This is a genomic window from Treponema porcinum, from assembly GCF_900167145.1.
Taxonomy (GTDB): Bacteria; Spirochaetota; Spirochaetia; order Treponematales; family Treponemataceae; genus Treponema_D; species Treponema_D porcinum.
Window position 1 is genome coordinate 43,659 of the sequence record NZ_FUWG01000017.1, and the last position, 18,167, is coordinate 61,825.

The window sequence follows — 18,167 nt, forward strand, 5'->3', positions numbered from 1 at the left end:
TTTTTTACTTCTCCGCCCTGCAAATAACCCCGATGCCGGCGCCGGGGCTGTTTGCCCTGCTATTTTTTAGTTTTTGCTTTTTTGCCCTTTTCAGCCGGTTTTTCTTTTTCCGGAGTTTTTGCTGTTTTTGCAGTTTTTGCCGATGATTTTGCAGAGGATTTTGCCTTTGCTTTCGGTTTTTCAGCTTTAGGTGCAAACGGCTTTATGAATTCCTGGCATCTATATTCAGCCTTTTCTTTTGCAGAAAGAAGCGCGGCGTATTGTGCAAGAACAGCCTCTTCTTCCTTGTCTTCGATAAGCGCAGCCAGCGTTGCGTTTATAAGGCTTGCATCAGAAAGTTCCTTATTGAACCAGGCAATTCCGTTGAATACGTTTACTCCTGACAATGATGCTGCGTATTCACCCTGCGTCATAAGGCTTACAAGCAGATATGCCGCTTTTTTTGCGTCTTTTGCAATGTCTTTAGGTGAAGATACGCGGGAAAGCGCAAACAGCTTGTGCAGTTCCTGCTTTATATCAAAGGTGCAGGCACCTGCGCTCTGGAAATATTCATACAGTTTTCGTGCAAGCGCCCATCGTTCCGCAAGTCCGTTCTGCGCATATTCTTTTACCATTGCATATGCGCAAAGCAGTTCTGCAAGATTTTCGCTGTTTGCGAATGCAGTTTCAAGGAACGAACCGGCTGATTTTGCCTTTTTAAGGGCTGTCGTGAGGTTTTCTGATTTCTTCCCTTTCTTAGCAGCTGAAATCAGTGCAATGTGCTCTGCTGTTTTTACAAACGAAGCGAACTGTTTTTCTGGTGCGGAAAGCTTGTATTCGTTTCCTGCAAACCTGTTTGCCGTTTCATAGAATGCAGTTCCTGCAGCCTTTGCTGATTCAAACAGCGCCTTAATCTGTTTCTTGAGTTTTGCTTCCGTCTGTTTTTCTGCCGTTGCCGGATTGAAAATCAGGTGAAGTTCAGGAATGACTGCATTTGCAAACGCTGCAAATGATTTGTACAAGTCGTGGTAGCAGATTTCCTGCCATTCCGTTTCAAGGTCGTAGCAGCCGCGTCCCTGCAAAGAATCGCACAAAATCTGGTAGCGATGGTCAGGAAGGTCAGCAACTTCGTGAATGTCCATATAAACCTGGTATTCAAAACCGTTCAGTCCGATGAACATACCGCGTTCGCAGATTTCCCTGCTGCGGCGTACATACCACAAGCCGGTTCTGTGTTCGCGGAAAAGACAGTATTTGTCATTTCCTGCAGTAAGTCCAAGACCTTCAGCGATGGATTTTGAACGCATTTCAACGTGCTGGTTTTCTCCTTCACCTGCTTTTACGGCATATTCACAGGACTGCTTTATCCATCCCTGTGCGCGGTCGTATTTGTTATTGTAGAAGACAACTGAATATTCGTTGCCGCAGGAATTTGAGTAGGCAAAGATGTTTTCGTTCACGCTGCCGTTATCCCACACATCGTAGAAAAGGAAATTTTCTACGTTTGCAAAGATATAGCGCTTTTTCATCAGCGGGAATATGTCGTGCCAGTGCCTGTTTATGAGGTTCTGGTCAGGAGTTTCGTTTTTATACGCCTTGGTGAATTCCATACCGTATTTTTCGGTAAAGCCTTCAATCTGTCCGTGACCGAACATCGGAAGTCCAGGCATTGTAACCATAAGCGTACAGACGCCGAAGTATTTGTCGTCCTTGCCGAACTGCGCAACGGCAGTGTCTTCGTCAGGATTGTTCATAAAGTTTACGTAGCGTTTGAGAATCTGCGGATCAAATTTAATCGTGTTCTTTACGGAATCACGGTATTTCTGGTTTTCCTCTTTTTTGAGCATATTCATAAACGCAGAGTTGTAAACGCGGTGCATTCCTAACGTGCGGACGAAGTAGCCTTCCATCATCCAGAATGCTTCTGCCAGAAGCAGAGTGTCCGGAACTTCTTTTGCTACCCGGTCAACGACTTCGCGCCAGAATTCGTTTGGAATTTTCGCTTCGAATTCCTGGTCAGAAAGTGCATACTCAGAACGGGAATAAATGTCTCCTCCGTGACCCGGCTGCGGATACCACAGGCGGCGGATTGATTTTTTTGCAAGAACCATTGCCGCATCAAAGCGAATAATTGGGAAGTTCCGCGCAACGTGCAGAATGTCCTGCATAACAGCTTCGCGCGCTTCCGGGTTCAGGAAGTCTATCTGCGCAGTATCGTTCCACGGCATTCCTGTTCCGTCGTTTCCGTGGTAGATGTAGCGCGTATCGCCAGTCTGGTTGTCAACGCGCTTGAAAACAACTGAACAGTCGCTTTTTGAGTAATAGTGGTCTTCCAGATAGACACCTACGCGCGGGTCAGGACTTAGGTTTTCTCCGTTAAACGTGTATGACGGAGAAGGACAATCTCTTCGCTGGACGAATAAGTCTGGCCGGTTTACTACCCAGCTTGAGTCCATTCCTGTGTGATTAGGAACCATATCTGAGGCAAGGCGTATTCCGCGCTGCCACAAGCGTGTCCTCAGGTTTGCAAGCGCATCCCAGCCGCCAATGTTTCCGGCGATATTGTAATCATACAGACTGTACGCGCTGGCGGCAGCTTCTGGATTTCCGCAGATTTGCTTAATCCGTCTGGATGCAGTTGAACGTTCCCACAAACCGATAAGCCAGAGACCGGTAAATCCTTCGTCACGGAGCGCATCAAGTTCTTCGTCAGGAATCTGGTCAAGGCGCGTAATCGGGCGGTTGTATTTTTTTGTAAGCTGGTCAAGCCAGACAAGTACGGTTTTTGCCATAAGAATGACGCACGGCATCCATTCGCGGTCAGGACTGAACCGTTCGTATTCTTTCATAAGTCCGTCGTAGTTGTACGGCTCCATATTCACGTCACCGCCGTTTGTCGGATGCCAGAACATTTTTTCTTCTTCAGAAAGCGTGTCCATTCCGGAAAGCAGGCGGCGCAGGAAGTCACCGAGCAGATCCATCCAGTACTGGCGGATATAGTCAAGCTGACCTTTAAGGCTTGTCGGACTGAATACAACTGGTTCGCGCAGCATCGTAATCAAATCGTGGTTGAACGGACCGAATACCGGCATTTCCTGGAATGATTTTTGAATTGCTGCCCACATTTTGCTGTAATCAGGGTTTTCGGAAAGTTCCGTATCGTCAAACAGAATGGCAAACGGCTTGAATGCAGGGTTTTCGTTTGCAAGACGGAGCAAAATCAGTTCTTCTAGCGTCTGCTCCCTGTTCGAGCGCATTTTTCCTGTTCCGGCATCAAGCGCAGTTTTTGCAAGATACTGTTCCGCCGTTATTTTTCCCTGATAGACTTCTACCGGCGGAAATGCCTCTGAAAATTCCAGAAGCAGCTTGTCTACGTTCTTTGCGCCCAGATGTTCGTCAAGTTCTGAAAGAACGTTCTTGAAAGCGTCCGCAAGCTTGTCGCGGCGGTAAAGCATACATACATAATGGAAAATTTCATCGATAAGTCCCATTGCGTTCAAAGAACCGGCGGAAATACGCTTGTCCTTCTGATTGCGCTGGTCGAACAGTTTGTTCATTTTTTCTGCAAATTTTCTTACGCTCTGGATATTTGCAAGAACAACATTGCCGCTGGAAGCGTACAGCTGCTGGTCAAAGTTACATAAATCCCTTATTTTTCTTCCGACGTGAAATTCGTTGTACGAAACGTTCATTTTGTGCCTCCATTATGCACTGCGACTATTGATTTTATTTTTTCTATTAACGCGTCATCTTTTGAAAGGACTTCAAGCGTTACCGGCAGACGGTACGTCCAGTTGAAATCCGTTACCGTTCCCGGAATGTTGATTCGTTCTTCGTCCGGATTTTCAAGCCAGTATTTTGTTTCAAGAGAAAGGAAATCCTGCAGCGGATGAATGCACCACAGGCTGTTTGCCGTAGCAAGCGCTTTCATATAGCCGTTTCCGGCTTCCGGCGAGTACGGTGCATTTGCAATGCTTTCTGCACGGTTATTGTCCCAGCTTTCAACGCCGAAGAACTGCGGATATGTATGTACGAAAAGGCGAACTGCACCTTTGTCTTCGTTCCACCACTGGCGGAGCGTCGTAGAGTCGTGGACGGACGTTGTTGCAACGGAAAGTTCCGGCAGGTTCTGGAACGGAATGAATGGCTGAACAGGCTGGTTGTCCCAGTTTCTGCACCAGCGGTATACGCGCAGGGAAAGAATGCCGTTTTTCGACATTACGCCCGGAAGGCACGGAAGGTTTGCACCGAGATCTTCACCGCACGGAATCATATTTACGGAATTTGTAAGTGCAGAAAGAATTTCGTCTGACTGTGTTTCCCACAGCCTGTTCTGCTCGTTTTCTGCATTATTGAAAAGTCCGCGAAGTGTATTCTGTTCGCCGCCGTTCAGGGATTTCCAGCTTGTAGTGTGACTGTACGTCCATACAGGAACGAACTGATCCGGCTCAATTTCAATAAGGCAGCGGTCGTTCCACCATTTGCTGAGTACGTTTTTTACGCGCGGCTGTGCTTCCTGTCCGCACAATGCGCTTAAATCTGCTTCGTAGAAATCCTTGTCTCCCTGAACCGTATTCTTGAAAAGCCAGAGTTCTTCGTTTCCAAGACGGTTTGCAAACTGTTCAAGTATTTTTACGGCAGACTCGTGATTCCAGGTAATGTCTTCAATTGCGCCAGTCGGAACGTGCGGCTGGCTCAGCCATCGTATGCGCGCATTGTCAAAACCGGCATTGTTCAGCGTACTGCGTGAAATTGATACGTACGGGTCTGTGTGTCCAAGAATTGCCGTTGTATCACGCGTAGGAATTGCCCAGATGCGGAAAAAACCGAGTATATGGTCAAGGCGGTATGCACCGTAGTACTGTTCTGCATTTTTAAGACGGTCTTTCCACCAGTTGTAGTCGTGTTCCTTAAGGTATTTCCAGTTGTATGTAGGGAAGCCCCAGTTCTGTCCGCTAGGATTTTCGTTGTCTACCGGAGAGCCGGCGCGCAGGTTTTGGTTGAAAATTCCAGGCAGTGCCCACGCATCGCAGGAATCTTCATTCATAAGTATAGGCATATCACCTTTTATGATAATGCCGGCTTTTTTTACGGCATCGCAGGCTGTCTTAAACTGCTGGTTTGCGCGCATCTGCGTCCAGGCGTAGAAAAGATTTTCCTTCTGGTTTTTGCTGTCTGTCCAGCGTTTTTCAATGTCTTTTTCGCCGGGATTCTGATCTTCCTTTTTCCATTCTTTCCAGGAAGCCTGCATATATTTGAATTTCAAGTTTTTATAAACTGCGTAGTTTACAATCCAGGGATTGTTTTTTATCCATTTTGTAAGTTCGTCAGACGGTTTTTCTGTTTTTGCAATGTCAGTCGTCTGGTAGAGTGCGCGCAGAAGTTCGTCCTTTTTGTTAAGGATTGCGCTGTAGTTGTAGCGTTTTTTTCCGTCGTATGGATTATCCTTTACGAATGCGTCATAGTCCTTTTTAAATTTTTTGTCTTCGGCATAGAGCGCCTCGAATTCCGGCAGTGCGGTAAGGTCAATGTAAATCGGATGAAGCGCAAATGCGGAAAGTCCGCTGTATGGTGAAGACTGCGTTCCCGTGTCATTGACAGGAAGAAGCTGTATAAGACCTATTCCGGCTTTCTTGCAGAATTTTGCAAGTTCCGGAAGAACAGTGTATTCTCCGATAACAGTATTTTTTTTGGTGCAGAGCGCACCGAGCGGGATTGAAATTCCCGTAGTCCGTTCCGGTGAAAGCCGGTTCTTTGATTCAACAGTCTTTGTGTTTTTCATAGCAGTTATTATAGCACGGTTTTTCTAAATGTCGCCAAAATTCATACAACAGCACATTCTTTTTTTACTTGCGGAGCAGACGTAAAAATCAATTCTAGTCTGCAAATCCGTAAATAAAAGAATGTGTTATTATATAGATAGTTTTGTCGTCTACTTCCGCAGTGCCGTTTGCCACGGATGACATTGCGATTGACGTTGCGTTGTTGTGAAAGAGCGTACTATAAAGTTCCTCCTTTCCTTTCATATTTCCAAAAATGGTTGTTGCCTCGATAAAAAGATTTAAAATGATTTTGGACAGCTGTTCCTGCACCGGTTTGTATATGCAGAACGGCTCGGATTCCTTGGGGGCTTTCAGCAGAGTGCAGTGAAGGCGGAAAAAATCCGGGTTTTCAAGCGCAAACTGAATGAACGCCTTTAGAGTGCAGGATAACGAATTGAAAAAATCGCCGTTGTACGTGGCAGCCTGCGCAATTGTATCTGTAAGTTTCTGACCTTTTGTGCTGACAAGGGCTTCCAGAAGTCCGCGCTTGCTTCTAAAGTAGTAGTAGAGCGTAGGCTTGGTGATTCCGGCGTCAGTTACAATTTCCTGCACGCCTACGGCATCGTAGCCTTTATACGCAAAAAGCCGCTCCGCCGTCTGCAAAATCGTCTGCTTTGTAGAATCCTGTTCCATAGGTGCATTATATACCGACCGGTAAGATAAGGCAAGGAATTTCTTTAGTTTCCTTCTGTTCCGTGCATTTAAATCCCTGCCGGTTTGTGGTATAATTTTTTCTATGACAGACATTCAGAAATTCAGGGCTGACGTTCAGCGCCTTGTAAAGCATAACCGTGCGGATAACAACGGCAGATATAATGCGGAAAAAACTTGTAACGACATAATTGAGCTTTTTTTGAGGGAAACGACTGTTCCCGGTGCGTTGCCGCAATCCTGCGCAGAATACTGGAAGCGCACTTATATAGACGAATCTGCTTCGCCGGAGAATGAGCCGACTGCGGAAAATGTTGACCGGCTGGGAGCAATCCTTTCGTTTCTGGAAAACAGCGGCGAGGACGAAGAACTGCTTACGGATGATGACTGGCGGATGCTCGGTGAACTGGTGAACTATGAGGCAGAAGATCTGCCTCTTGATATTTTGCAGGCGCTTATGGGCGTTATCGTGCAGAAAGGCGCGCTTTGATGAACCGCTGTACGTCTGGAGATTACGCTGCCTGCACCCAGTGTCCGCGCCGGTGCGGAACAGACCGTTCTTCCGGGAAAACAGGCTTTTGCGGCGAGACGGACGAAATCCGCATTGCGCTTGCGTGCCTTCACTTTGGCGAAGAACCTCTTGTTACGGTACATAGCGGAAGCGGCACGATTTTTTTTACCGGCTGTACGCTGCGATGTGCCTTTTGCCAGAACTATCAGATTTCTCAGGGCGGAACAGGACGTGCCGTTTCTGCGAAGGAATTTGTCGAAATGTGCCTTCGGCTTCAAGATGCCGGTGCAGAAAACATCAATCTCGTTACCGGAAGTCATTTTATCCCGCGCCTTGCAGAATACATTTCTATGGCACAGGCTGCCGGCTGTTCCGTTCCGTTCTGCTGGAACAGTTCTGCGTATGAGTCTGTGGAAAGCCTTGAACTTTTAAAGCCGCTTGTCAAAATCTGGCTTCCTGATTTAAAGACTTTGAGCGCGCCTCTTTCAAAGAAACTGTTCGCTGCAGAAGATTATCCATTCGTGGCAGAAAAAGCCGTTCTGTGGATGCTGGATAATTTTCCGATGAAAATAGTGCCGGAGCGTGCAAAGGCAGATTACGTTTCCGCAGACGGAAATGCGTATCGTGCCGGCGAATGCAAGGACAAGATGGTTGAAGGTGTTATTATCCGGCATCTTTTTTTACCCGGCCGCTTTGAAGAAACGGCAGAAACTCTTGCGTGGCTTAAGGAACATGCGGACGGAAAAGCATATATTTCGCTTATGAATCAGTATACGCCGGTACCTTTTTTCGAAAAGAAAGAGCGGCTTGAGGCACGGCAAAAATCGCTTTCTGTAATTGAAAACAGGCTTGTGTCGCGCGAAGAAGATGTTGATTTGAGGGATTTAATAGAAGCATACGATTTTGACTGTCTTTTCTATCAGGAACTTTCTGACGACACAAGCTGGCTTCCGGATTTTACGCGTCCTCAGCCGTTCAGTAACAGGCTTGCCAAACCTGTATGGCACTGGAAGAACGGTTTTGTTCCGGCAGAATAAAGTCTGCACAGTCAGCTTTCTCTGTCAGGTGATTTCATTTGCATCGATTTGTCTTGATTGCCAAAAACATATTGTATAGAATATAATCGAGTTGAGTATGGATAGCACGCAGAATAAAACTACATTTGATGAGCTTGTTTCAGGCATAAGCGCGGAGGAGAGAAATTTTCTTCTTGCAAAGATAAATAAAAGCAAGGAACAAGATATTCTTATTCTGCAAAGTTCGCGCGAAATTGAAGATGCCGGCTATCTTGATGCAAAATATAAGACAGAGCCTTTGCTGTACAAACTGTTTCTGTGGATTCGTTCGCTCATCACGAAAAAAAATGTCAATGATTTGTATAATGTGGATCTTGTTGCAGACCTTGCGCGGAAAATAAATAAAAATCATCCAGGACTTATAGACCACAGGAATAACCTTATTCTTTCGCTTTTCTATGAAAAACTGAAAGAACTGAAAAACTGTGCGGATTTTTTCAAGCCGTATTTTACTGCTGTAAATGAAAATTCCGGAAAATTCTACGTCTTTTTAAGTTCATTTATTGCACCGGAAATTTCGGAACAGATTGCAAAAGATGCAGATCCGTATACCATTCCGTTTGAGCGTGAGGCAACTTCCGAGTTGCGCACGTCGCTTTTAAAACGGCTTGACGGCATTTTAAAAAACATCGGACAGAATTCACGCGCAAAACTTTATGCCGCAGTGCGCAGCATTGAATGGCTCCGGCAGTTTTCAGAACTTCCGTACCTTCATTTTATTGCGCAGTTTACTTCGCTTATTTCCAACAGCTATACCTGTCCGTATTTAAATGCACAGCCTGATTTTCCGGCGTTTGCAAAAGTTCTTCAAAGCGCATCGTCAATTTCAAAAGAGGCACTTCAGGCAATGTTTTTGTATCCGCACAGGAACAGCCTTCGCTCCGGCGGACTTGATACTGAATCTGAAAAAGCGCTTAATGAATTTTCAATAAAATCTGCGTCCTGCATTTCAATGATTCAGATGTTCATTACGACAGTGCCGTTTTACGCGCTTGGAAAAGTTGTTTTCGGTGATTATGACTGGCAGTGCGATTCTCAGGGCGGCGGCGAGGACTGGTTTGTAAAATATAAGGAAGAATGGAAGTGTATTTTTGATTCCCGGTGGAACAGCTGGCTTCGCGACAGAAAGAAAAGTCAGCTTGCCGCAGTGCTTCAGCGGACGTTCGGTATTGACTCGTTCCCGGAACTTCCTGACCGTCCGTGGACAAGGCTGTGGGGCGGACTTCCGTTTAACTGCGAGATGACGGCAGGTTTCTTGTGGTGGTTTGCGGCAAATAAATTCAACGACGCGATGTATGTTTTAAATACGATTGTCCTTGAGGGCGTATTCTTGAATAAGGAAAACAGGACTGAACTTTCCGAGGCGGTAAATGATTTTGTTGATGCAAACCAGCAGATTCTTTCGCTTGCAGATTCTCTTTCAGAAAACGGCTCAATCGGCAGCGTATTTGAAAAACTTATAAACGAACATGTCCGTACGCTGAAAGGACAGCAGAACGTAGATTCAATTATCATCAATTCGGAATCTTCCGTTCGTTTTTGCGGACAGCTGTTCTGCTCTGCAACAAGAACGATTGAGAAGATCTTTCACGGAATTCTTGATGACGGGAAGACAGGCGATTATGAGTCGCTCCAAAATCTTATGACAATAAAGGGCAGGGAGAACCGTGAATTTCGCGACAAAATGGCGGAAATCCGTTCCGTCCTGAATATTTCTCGTTCAATTCTTGCAGATATAGAACCTCTTGATCTTCCGAGGGAATGACATTGCGCTATGAAACAGATTAAAAACGGCATTCTGCGCGACATAAAGAGAATTCTTCTTGTTGTTTCCGGGGCAGTTCTTATGTCGGTGAACATAAATACGTTCGTCCACATGGCAGGGCTTCTTCCCGGCGGCTTTACTGGCGTAACGCTTCTTCTTCAGGAAATCATTGATACTTATGCAGGAATCAAAGTTCCTTTCAGCGTTTTCTACCTTATATTCAATCTTGTTCCTGCCGCCGTATGCTATAAAGTCGTCGGAAGAAAATTTACCGTCTATTCGTGCGTAATGGTCGTTCTTTCCGGCATTCTGACTGACGTTATTCCGGGGCTTGACGTTACGAACGACGTTCTGCTTTGCTCCGTGTTCGGCGGAATTGTAAACGGCTGTGCAGTAAGTCTTTGCCTTTTTGCAGACGCAACAAGCGGCGGCACCGATTTCATTGCAATTTATGCCGCAGAAAAAACAGGGCGAAGCGTCTGGAACTATATTTTTGCCGGAAACTGTCTTGTCCTTGCTTCTGCCGGGATTCTTTTTGGCTGGGATAAGGCGCTTTATTCGATTATCTTTCAGTTTGTTTCTACGCAGATTTTAAATACGCTGTACAAACGGTACGGAAAAACAACACTTCTGATTGTTACGGAGAAAACCGACGAAGTTTACGAACAGATAAAGGAACTTACGAACCACGATGCCACGCTTTTTACCGGAAAAGGCTGCTACAAGGGCGCAGAGCGGAAAATGCTTTATACCGTTGTATCTGCGGAGGAAGCGCGTAAACTCTGCCGCCGTATTCATACAGTTGACGAAAGCGCATTCATCAATGTCCTTAGCACGAAAGACTTGTACGGAAAATTTTTCCGCCGCCCGAACGACTAGTTTTGGGTGAAGATTTCCGCCTTGTGAAGCGTTCCCAGCGCGTGGACTGCCTGCTGAAGGGAAAAATCCGCGTGGTTTTTCTGAAAGCCTGCAAGGTCGATGGAAAAGCGGTTCATTGAAAAATGCTGGAATACGAAAATGCGGTTCCAGGCGCGGTCATTCCGGCAGGCGGCTTCAAGAGCGTTTTTGTAAAGGGTGAAAAGACCTTTTTCCTTGAGTTCTGAATATCCTACGAGCCACAGTTCAGTCGTTTCAAGCGATTTTAAGAGCGCGGCTGTTTTTTCTGCCATCCATATCTGGCTTTCTTCAATCAGCATACGGATTTCTTCGCCACCATTTTTCTGAATGTATTTAAGCTGCGCCGTTTTTGCAGAATGAACCGGCGTTTTGTTCAATATAATTGCGTTTTTCCTGAAGTCAACGCTAAACTCAGGATTGCGCGCAAAAAATCCCGCCGCAATTTTTCCTGCCTGCCCCACAAGATACTTGTTATTTTTCAAAAGCTGCTCGTCCTTGCCCGGATTGTCGCCGATGACAATGAGCTTTATGTCATCGTCCTGCGTTATTTCGTCAAGTGCGCGGTTGTATACTATGGGCGTTTCAATCGGATACGGCGGCGTCTTGTCCTGAGCGGCGGCTTTTTGAAGAGGCATAAGCGTCTGGGAGAATGCGCTCCATTCTTCAACCTTTTTTCTGAATGAGTCCCTGAAAGTGCAAAATGAATTCCATTGAGTTTCTGTCATACGTTTTCCATAAACCATTAAATTTTCTTAGGGTTAACACTGAATAAATCCTATTGAGGATTTTTCAGTGTTAACCTTGAATACGTCTGGTCAAGGCACATTCGCCTTTCGGCTCATTCAAGGTCTTGACTCAGCCGTTTTAAGGGTTTGTTTTAAACCCTTAGATTTCTTTCTGCCAGTCGTTTGAATGCAGAATGTCGTTCACCGCCTGCTGTATTTTCCGGCTTGTCTGCGTGCCGTATATTTCTGACCGGCGGATAAAGCCGATTTCGTAATAGCCAAGCGTGTTTCCTGCCGTATGGATTACAAATCCGTTTTTATAAGGTCCTGTTTCAAGGACAATCTGCGGAACCAGTCCGATTCCAAGTCCCAGCTGTGCAAGCGCAAGGATTGCCTCGTTTCCTTCTGTTTCTGCGGCAATTATCGGCTTTACGTTCCGTGATTTTGTCCACTGGTCAAAGCGCCTTCGCGCAAGTCCTGTTTTTGGAAGGATGAGCGGCACGGAAGAAATTATGTCCTGCGGAGAGCCGCTTACGGTTGTAAAAGGTCCGCTTGATGAGGCAGCGTATATAAGAGGCGTGCACTTGCAGTTTATTGTTTCCATATAGGAAAGTCCGTCTTCCGGGATTGCGGCTACTGCAAGAGATGCCCTTCCTTCGCGGACTGCCTGAATTGCACCTGCCGGATCGCCTGTTTCTACGGAAAGCTGAATTCCCGGATATTTTTCCGTAAGTTTTTTTATGAAATGGGGAAGAATTGTGTAGCACGCCGTAACGGATGCGTATACGTGAAGCGTGCCGGAAACAGCGTTTTTTTCTCCGGAGAACAGTTCCTGAAGTTCGTTCTTCTTTTCAAGCGTTTCCCGCGCAAAGTCTGCAAACAGTTTTCCGTTCTGTGTAAGTTCCACCTGCCTGTTGGAGCGGTTTATGAGAATCGTACCGGTTTCTTCTTCAAGGCGCGTAATTATCCTGCTCAGCGCGGACGGGCTCATATTTGTTTCCGCCGCTGTTTTTGCAAAATGAAGCTGCTCTGAAAGTGAAATAAATGCTTTTAATTCATAAAAATTCATAGCGTTTCTGCCGATAATAGTAACATAATCTGATGTATTTTGACAAATCAAACAATGTACCTTTATAATTAAGGTAAGATTTGATTTGCAGTTTTTCAGGAGGCATTTAATTATGAAAAAAATGATATTGACTGTAGCGGCAGTTTTGCTCGGTGCTTCTCTTTTTGCGTATGATATTGCAGCGGCTGCGGAACTTAAAGGCGGCGTAAAGAGCGTTACAAGAACGGATTTTGCAATCGTTTCAAAGTTCGGGGAATATTTCAGGACTCCGGGTGCAAAAACTTTGTATAAATTCAACGGAGCAGGACAGGTAATTGAATCCTCTGAATTGAATTCGCGCGACGGACTTGTAAATAAAATAATCAATACTTATGATGCGGATGGAAATCTTACGGCTGAAACGTGTTTTGATTCAGATAACGTTCAGATCTGGAATACGGTAATTACGTACAAGAACGGTAAGAAAGCAGACAGTTCTGAATACGCAAAAGGCGGTGTTCTTAAAGGACGTACAATTTATTCCTATACAGGCGATAATCTTACGGACGAAAGCTACTATGACGGCGACGGCGCAATTATGTGGAAAAATGTTTCAAAATACAACAGCACAAATCAGCTTGAAACAGTAGACGGTTATTTTGCAGACGGTTCGCTTGACAGTGAAATGCAGTATGCATATACACCGGCAGGAAAAATTGACTCTATTACTTATTTTGACCAAACAGGTGCACTTACTTCAAAAGAAGTGTTCCGTTATGACGACAAGTCAACTTTGACGGAAGTAACTGAATATAATGCAGACAATAAGGTTATTTGCCGTACGATTGCAAAATATGATGCAAAAGGAAATCTTGCAAAAATCACCGTGTACAACGTTGCACGTAAATTCGGTACGACGGTCAACGAAATGGTCGATATGTCGGAATTTGCCTACGAATACTGATAATTTATGACACAGGCATCTGATTCTTTTAAGAAACTGAGGGTATTATGAAAGAGATTGGAATAAAACTGGCGGACGGTTCGTTCTATCCGATTATGGAAGACGGAACTCCCTGCAATAAAAAACTGGTTCTTACAACGGTAAAAGACAATCAGACCCGCGTTCTTGTTGATTTGTACCGGTCTAAAACCGGCACTATGGAAGATGCCGAGTATATAGATTCCTTGCAGATTGATAATCTTGTTCAGCATCCTAACGGAAGCGTGGAACTTTCGCTGAATATCGGTCTTGATGAGAACAATAAGCTTTCTGCTTCTATGAATGACCCGGAAACTGGTGCTTCAAGTACGGCAGACGTAACGCTTGTTTCAAGGACGATGGAAGAACGCCTTGAGCCTACGAATTACGAAGTTGTAGGCGGAGGTACTGAACCGGAAATTACGGAAGACGACACGCAGTTTGACCTTCCGGAAGAAAAGTTTTCTGCGGAAGACGTTATTCTTGAGGAAGAACCTGATTTTGATCTTCCTGATGAAATTACCGACGATGAAATAATCGTGGAAAATCCTCCTGTTGAAGATGATGTTTCTGGTTCTGTTGCCGAAGAGCCTGAAAATCTGCCGGAACTGGAAGAAACTGTTTTTGATTTAGGAAATGATGACAGCCTTGACGAGCCGGAAATTCCTGTGGAAGACAGCGCAGATTTTGCAGGCGTTTCTTTTGACGGAGAAAATTCGTCTGGTGAAGAACCGGCGGCTGAAGAAACTCTGACTGATGAAGAAATTGTACCGGCAGAGGAAGACAGTTTTGCAGCTGATGAAACGCCGGCGGAAGAAGAATTTTCTGACGATGACGGACATACGGCTGAAATTGCCGGGGCTGCCGTTGCAGGAGCTGCCGCTGGCGGGCTTCTTGCAAAAGCACTTGCCGGAAATAAAGAAGAAACGGAAATTGAAGAAACTGCTGATGCTGACGGAGAGCCGGCATTATCTGCAGAAGATATGACTGTTGACTCAACGGCAGACGATTTTCTTCCTGATTTTGACGAGCCGGCTGATACAACTGTTTCCAGCGAATCTTTTGACCTTCCTTCGGACGTAAATCTTGAGGAAGAAAAAAATGCTGCGGAAGAAGAATTTATGCTTCCTGATGAAAACGTTTCGGAGGTTGCCGCTACGGAAGAACCGTCTTCCGGGGCGGATGAAATGCCGGTTTTGCAGAATTCTTCCGTGCCGTCTGATATTACGGAAGAAATTCCGTCCTCTTCCGTAACTGATGATGATTTTGATTTTGACCTTCCTGATTTTACGGATGACGGCGGCGAAAAGGAAAGTGAGTCCGGCAGCGTGGGTAAAGAGGCTTCTTTTGGAGAAGAAACACCGGCTTTTGGCGGAACAGATACGGACGTCACCCTGCAGGATGCTGTTTCTGGGTATGATGCCGCTTCGGACACAACAGTCGTATCTGACGAAAATACAGACGATATGTTCAGTTCCGATGATTTCAGTCTTCCTGATTTTCCGGAAATGGAAGATACTTCCGGAACTGCGGACAGCACTATGAGCGACGATGATTTTATAAATACGATTACCGAACCGGAACATTCTGACGCAAGCGAATTCGTAAAGGATTCTACGCCTTCAAACGGAATTGTCTTTGACGGATTGTACGACAAGGAAACTGTCGACGGCAATTCTTCTGCATCGGAGGAGGATTTTGTGGAAAAGAAAACAAAAGTACCGGTAATTATCTGTGTTGTCTGCGCAATTATCTGTGTAATTGCAACTGCGCTTGTCCTGTTTGTCGTTCCTTCAAAATACAATCTTTTGAACAGACATTCAAAAACGCCGGCAGAACCAGTTTCTTCCGTTCATCAGGCTGATGAAGAACTGCTTTCAGGACAGGAAGAGCCTCTTTCAGAACCAGTTGAGGCAAAGGAAGAAGAAATTGTAGTCGTTACGGAGCCGGAAGTTGTGGAAACTGTCGTTCCTGAGCCGCCAGCTGCTCCTGAAACAAAACCTGCGGACATTACCTACAAAATTAAGTGGGGCGATACGCTGTGGGATATTGCGGATGCGTACTATAAAAATCCTTGGCGCTATCATCTGATTGCGTCATACAATCACATAAAAGACCCGGATTATATTATTTCGGGAACGACGATTGTTCTTCCAGCAAAATAATATTTCTGATATGATACAAGGGCGTCCGTAACTTTTCGGATGCCCTTGTATTTTTTTTATGTGTTAAAGTTTTATAAATGAAAGTTAAAAAATCTTTTTTCGTCCTGTTTTTTTCAAACTGTCTTGTCCTTTTTTGTGCGTGCGGATGCACTGCGCAGCGTTCTCCGCAGCGTGATTTTAAAAACGATTCGTATTATTTTATGGCATTAAAGCAGCTTGACTGCGGTAACCAGAAAGAGGCGGAACGTTTTTTCAGCCTGTGCGCAAAAAAAGGAAGCGCATATTGTGCAAGAAAAAGCGCGGAAGAATATATAAAAATAGGGAATATCAGGGAACGCATTGAAAAGACTGAAGCATTTTTGCGGCGGTATGATGATGAATGCGCACTTCTGCTTGCGGTGCGGACATTTTCTTCCGCAGGGGAATATTCAAAAGTCATCTTGCATACTAACGGTGCTGACCTTAATGAATGCAGTAATGCACTGGCATCGCTCCGGCTTGGTGCGCTTTTGCAGAAACAGGACAGCCGTTTTTACAGGGAAATGGAAAGCTGGTTTTTGAACCGTCCGCTTTCTTCCGAGCATTACAAATTCTTTACGGCAAATGAACTTGACTATTCTTCCGTCATCAGGTTCAGGATTGAAGTGTACAGGCGGAATTATGTTTCTGCGCTTGAAATTTACAACGCTGACGGAAATGGTTTTCCGCAGGAACCGCAGATTTTTTCTGATTTAGGAAAAACGTTTTTGTATGCCGCTCCGGACTATTATTCCTGCGCGCGAAAATTCGACGGATTTGCGGACTCTTCTTCCGGCGAGGCGCAGTTCTACGCATATTTTTATGCCGGACGATTGTATGAAAAGGCTGAAAAGTACAAAACTCTTGCATCGCAGCGATATATGTCGGCAATGGAATATGCAAAGGCGCAGGATGACGGTGCAAAATATGACAATGCGCTGTGGTATCTTTTGAATCTGGCACTGCGCGGCTCTACGAAAAAGGCGATTTTGCTTTTAAAAACGTACTGTTCCACCTGGTATGATGCAGATTATTTTGACGATTTCCTAAATCTTCTTCCGCCGCTCCTGCTTTCTGAGGGAAATTGGAACGCGTTTTACGATATATATCAGGCACTGGACGGCTACGCTTCGAATGAGGCGGTGGCAAAATACGCGTATATTTACGGAAGGCTTGTTCAGGAAGGAATAGCAATGCCGTCTGTAGGAGAAATTGCCGGAAGCGAATCTGATGCCGCCTTCACCCGTGCGCTTACGAGCGGAAGCGATTTTTACTACCGCGCAATGGCAGTGTACCGGCTTGGACTTGGCGGTGCACGTGAAGAAGAGGTGCTGTGCAATACGATTGTTGACCCGGACGCTTCCGTTGATACTGAGGCAGAAACGCTGCTTCTGGGATATGCGGCATTCGGTTTTCCTGAAAAAATCTACCCTGAATATATGGCGCTTTATTCTGACGGCGTTGTCATCAGTACAGGCGTTTCTATGAAACTCGCTGCCTTTTTGAATGAATGCGGCGAAAATAAATACGAATATTATCCACAGGGCTTGCGGATTGCCGCGCGTGCTTTTACCCGGACGACAGCGCCTGTTTCCAAAGAAGAGATGAAGCTGCTTTTTCCTCGCGACTACAAGACGTTTGTAGAAGCCGCCTGCACTGAATTCAACCTGCCGCAGGAAGCGCTGTATGCCCTTATCCGGAGTGAAAGTTTTTTTGACGCAGAAATCGTAAGTTCTGCCGGCGCAATAGGGCTTTCCCAGCTTATGCCGGATACAGCGGCGGACATTGCCCGAAAACTAAAAATGCCGGAGTTTGACTTGCGTGATGCGGAAACGAATGTCCGTTTCGGTGCATTTTATCTTGAAGAACTGAACAGCCGGCTTGATGGTGCCTGGCTTCCTGCGTTCTTTGCGTATAATGCAGGGATTACGCGCGTCCGCCGGTGGATAAAAGATTCCCGGCTTTCGTTCAACAGCAAGACTGCCTTGCCGAATGACATTCTGCTTGAAATTCTCCCGTTTGACGAAACTCGCGGATACGGAAGAAAACTTGTCGGGGCAAGTGCTATGTATTCCTGGCTTTATGATGACAAGCCTGTTTCGGAGTCTGTAAAGGAATTTATGCGGTGATTTTTTGAGATCAGGTGGAATTTCTGTCTTCTTGTTTGTATTTTTTTGTATTATTCAGTATATTTTGTTCGTATGCGCGGTTCTTTCTGCGCTGAACGATAAAATTATTTTTTGGAGTTATTATGAGCGAAGAAATAAAAGAGCAGTCCGTTGAGGATCGTGTAAAAGAAGCAATTGAAATGTTCCGTCCGCAGCTTCAGGCAGACGGCGGAGATATGGAATATATCGGACTTGACGAAATGAACCGCGTTCACCTTCGTCTTGTGGGTGCGTGCGGAAGCTGTCCTATGGCGGTGATGACGCTGAAAATGGGTGTAGAACGCTACATAAAGGATGCCGTCCCTGAAGTAACGGAGGTTGTTCAGGATGGTCAGGACGAAGATGCACAGCTTTTTTAAG

The 18,167-nt window shown here is 45.5% G+C and carries 13 protein-coding genes; 8 read left to right on the forward strand and 5 right to left on the reverse strand.

Annotated features, from left to right (window positions below; genetic code table 11):
• Positions 1-59 precede the first annotated feature (59 nt).
• The 3 genes from B5D55_RS10590 to B5D55_RS10600 all read right to left on the reverse strand — a co-directional run bounded on the left by B5D55_RS10590 (position 60) and on the right by B5D55_RS10600 (position 6,434).
• The gene (locus tag B5D55_RS10590; RefSeq protein WP_078933984.1) at positions 60-3,671 is read right to left on the reverse strand and encodes an alpha-amylase family glycosyl hydrolase; all 3,612 of its coding nucleotides are present in this window, start codon (positions 3,669-3,671) and stop codon (positions 60-62) included.
• Positions 3,668-5,761 carry a 4-alpha-glucanotransferase gene (locus B5D55_RS10595; protein ID WP_078933985.1) on the reverse strand — a complete coding sequence of 698 codons (2,094 nt, stop codon included), beginning with the start codon at positions 5,759-5,761 and terminating at the stop codon, positions 3,668-3,670. Before B5D55_RS10595 ends, B5D55_RS10590 begins: the two co-directional genes overlap by 4 nt.
• A 94-nt stretch (positions 5,762-5,855) precedes the next feature.
• Positions 5,856-6,434: a TetR/AcrR family transcriptional regulator gene (locus B5D55_RS10600; protein WP_078933986.1), complete on the reverse strand. Its 579-nt coding sequence runs from the start codon at positions 6,432-6,434 to the stop codon at positions 5,856-5,858.
• A 103-nt stretch (positions 6,435-6,537) separates the two neighbouring features.
• On the opposite strand from B5D55_RS10600, the gene B5D55_RS10605 reads away from it, so the two are divergent.
• The 4 genes from B5D55_RS10605 (at position 6,538) to B5D55_RS10620 (ending at position 10,683) form a co-directional block, all read left to right on the forward strand.
• Positions 6,538-6,942 (forward strand): hypothetical protein, encoded by a 405-nt coding sequence (locus B5D55_RS10605; RefSeq protein ID WP_078933987.1) that lies wholly within the window; start codon positions 6,538-6,540, stop codon positions 6,940-6,942.
• A complete protein-coding gene (locus tag B5D55_RS10610; RefSeq protein ID WP_078933988.1) occupies positions 6,942-8,000 on the forward strand; it encodes a radical SAM protein in 1,059 nt (352 codons plus the stop codon). The genes B5D55_RS10605 and B5D55_RS10610 overlap by 1 nt, the downstream gene beginning before the upstream one ends.
• Positions 8,001-8,097: 97 nt before the next feature.
• Entirely contained in the window at positions 8,098-9,804 is a 1,707-nt protein-coding gene (locus B5D55_RS10615; protein ID WP_078933989.1) for a DUF5312 family protein, read from the forward strand.
• A 9-nt stretch (positions 9,805-9,813) separates the two neighbouring features.
• A complete protein-coding gene (locus tag B5D55_RS10620; RefSeq protein WP_078933990.1) occupies positions 9,814-10,683 on the forward strand; it encodes a YitT family protein in 870 nt (289 codons plus the stop codon).
• On the opposite strand, the gene B5D55_RS10625 is transcribed toward B5D55_RS10620, so the two are convergent.
• Together B5D55_RS10625 and ilvY are read right to left on the reverse strand one after the other, a co-directional pair.
• The gene (locus tag B5D55_RS10625) at positions 10,680-11,426 is read right to left on the reverse strand and encodes a hypothetical protein (protein ID WP_078934007.1); all 747 of its coding nucleotides are present in this window, start codon (positions 11,424-11,426) and stop codon (positions 10,680-10,682) included. The genes B5D55_RS10620 and B5D55_RS10625 overlap by 4 nt on opposite strands.
• Before the next feature lie 160 nt (positions 11,427-11,586).
• On the reverse strand, positions 11,587-12,495 hold the full coding sequence (gene ilvY, locus B5D55_RS10630; RefSeq protein ID WP_078933991.1) for an HTH-type transcriptional activator IlvY: 909 nt from the start codon (positions 12,493-12,495) through the stop codon (positions 11,587-11,589).
• Between the two features lie 112 nt (positions 12,496-12,607).
• Between ilvY and B5D55_RS10635 the strand changes: the two genes are divergently transcribed.
• From B5D55_RS10635 to B5D55_RS10650, 4 genes are all read left to right on the forward strand, one after another.
• The gene (locus B5D55_RS10635) at positions 12,608-13,438 is read left to right on the forward strand and encodes a hypothetical protein (RefSeq protein ID WP_078933992.1); all 831 of its coding nucleotides are present in this window, start codon (positions 12,608-12,610) and stop codon (positions 13,436-13,438) included.
• Between the two features lie 47 nt (positions 13,439-13,485).
• A complete protein-coding gene (locus B5D55_RS11915) occupies positions 13,486-15,621 on the forward strand; it encodes an Hsp70 family protein (RefSeq protein WP_078933993.1) in 2,136 nt (711 codons plus the stop codon).
• Positions 15,622-15,698: 77 nt separating this feature from the next.
• Positions 15,699-17,768, forward strand: coding sequence for a flagellar assembly lytic transglycosylase (locus tag B5D55_RS10645; RefSeq protein WP_078933994.1), 2,070 nt, complete (start codon positions 15,699-15,701; stop codon positions 17,766-17,768).
• 122 nt (positions 17,769-17,890) lie between these two features.
• A complete protein-coding gene (locus B5D55_RS10650; RefSeq protein ID WP_078933995.1) occupies positions 17,891-18,166 on the forward strand; it encodes a NifU family protein in 276 nt (91 codons plus the stop codon).
• Position 18,167: the final 1 nt, after the last annotated feature.

What these genes read in the sequence shown, in the direction of transcription:
- B5D55_RS10590 (WP_078933984.1), bottom strand. Translation starts at nt 3,671, where the DNA reads ATGAACGTTTCGTACAACGAATTTCACGTCGGAAGAAAAATAAGGGAT.
- B5D55_RS10595 (WP_078933985.1), bottom strand. Translation starts at nt 5,761, where the DNA reads ATGAAAAACACAAAGACTGTTGAATCAAAGAACCGGCTTTCACCGGAA.
- B5D55_RS10600 (WP_078933986.1), bottom strand. Translation starts at nt 6,434, where the DNA reads ATGGAACAGGATTCTACAAAGCAGACGATTTTGCAGACGGCGGAGCGG.
- B5D55_RS10605 (WP_078933987.1), top strand. Translation starts at nt 6,538, where the DNA reads ATGACAGACATTCAGAAATTCAGGGCTGACGTTCAGCGCCTTGTAAAG.
- B5D55_RS10610 (WP_078933988.1), top strand. Translation starts at nt 6,942, where the DNA reads ATGAACCGCTGTACGTCTGGAGATTACGCTGCCTGCACCCAGTGTCCG.
- B5D55_RS10615 (WP_078933989.1), top strand. Translation starts at nt 8,098, where the DNA reads ATGGATAGCACGCAGAATAAAACTACATTTGATGAGCTTGTTTCAGGC.
- B5D55_RS10620 (WP_078933990.1), top strand. Translation starts at nt 9,814, where the DNA reads ATGAAACAGATTAAAAACGGCATTCTGCGCGACATAAAGAGAATTCTT.
- B5D55_RS10625 (WP_078934007.1), bottom strand. Translation starts at nt 11,426, where the DNA reads ATGACAGAAACTCAATGGAATTCATTTTGCACTTTCAGGGACTCATTC.
- ilvY (WP_078933991.1), bottom strand. Translation starts at nt 12,495, where the DNA reads ATGAATTTTTATGAATTAAAAGCATTTATTTCACTTTCAGAGCAGCTT.
- B5D55_RS10635 (WP_078933992.1), top strand. Translation starts at nt 12,608, where the DNA reads ATGAAAAAAATGATATTGACTGTAGCGGCAGTTTTGCTCGGTGCTTCT.
- B5D55_RS11915 (WP_078933993.1), top strand. Translation starts at nt 13,486, where the DNA reads ATGAAAGAGATTGGAATAAAACTGGCGGACGGTTCGTTCTATCCGATT.
- B5D55_RS10645 (WP_078933994.1), top strand. Translation starts at nt 15,699, where the DNA reads ATGAAAGTTAAAAAATCTTTTTTCGTCCTGTTTTTTTCAAACTGTCTT.
- B5D55_RS10650 (WP_078933995.1), top strand. Translation starts at nt 17,891, where the DNA reads ATGAGCGAAGAAATAAAAGAGCAGTCCGTTGAGGATCGTGTAAAAGAA.